Source organism: Burkholderia sp. A2, assembly GCF_001729305.1.
In the GTDB taxonomy this organism is placed as follows: domain Bacteria; phylum Pseudomonadota; class Gammaproteobacteria; order Burkholderiales; family Burkholderiaceae; genus Burkholderia; species Burkholderia sola.
On sequence record NZ_LZXX01000156.1, the window covers coordinates 2,210 to 2,990 of the forward strand.

At 72.9% G+C, this 781-nt stretch carries 1 protein-coding gene and 1 pseudogene; both read left to right on the forward strand.

What is annotated here, in order from left to right:
* A partial coding sequence (locus tag A9Z05_RS38235; RefSeq protein ID WP_256122164.1) for an SDR family oxidoreductase occupies positions 1–278 on the forward strand: 278 nt, incomplete at its 5' end.
* Between the two features lie 96 nt (positions 279–374).
* Positions 375–781: pseudogene (locus A9Z05_RS33315) on the forward strand (sugar kinase); the annotation flags it as partial.

Here is a 781-nt window from a genome sequence, read left to right on the forward strand (position 1 = left end):
CGGCCGCGCTCGCGCTCGCGCCGCACCGGATCAACGTGAACGGCATCGCGCCGGGCGTGGTCGACACACCGATGTGGGAACAGGTCGATGCGCTGTTCGCGCGCTACGAGAACCGGCCGCTCGGCGAGAAGAAGCGGCTCGTGGGCGAAGCCGTGCCGCTCGGCCGCATGGGCGTGCCGGGCGACCTGACGGGCGCTGCGCTGTTCCTCGCGTCGGCCGACGCCGACTACATCACCGCCCAGACGCTGAACGTCGACGGCGGCAACTGGATGAGCTGACGTGGCGCCGCTCGCACGCGCCAGTCGCCAGCCGGCCCGCGACGCGGCGGCATCGCCGCACGCCGCGGCCGTCGTCGACCGAGGAGGGCTCGCCTGATGGCCGAGATCGTCGTCGCCGGCGAGCTGCTGGCCGAATTCGTCGCCGTCGAGCGCGGCCAGGGTTTCGATACGCCCGGCCTGTTCGAAGGGCCGTTCCCGAGCGGCGCGCCGGCGATCTTCGCCGATCAGGCCGCGCGGCTCGCACGCGACGGCGTCGACGTCGCGCGCATCCGCCGTGTCGCACGCCCGACCGGCGCCGCGTTCGTCGCGTATCGCGACGACGGTTCGCGCAGCTTCGTCTTCACGCTTTCCACGAGTGCGGCCGCATGCGTCGATGCGTCCGACGTCGACACCGCGATGTTCGACGGCTGCCGCTACTTTCACGTGATGGGCTCGTCGCTGACGAGCGAATCGGCGATCGCGGCGGTGCAGCGCGGCGTGATCGAGGCCGCGCGCGCGGGCGC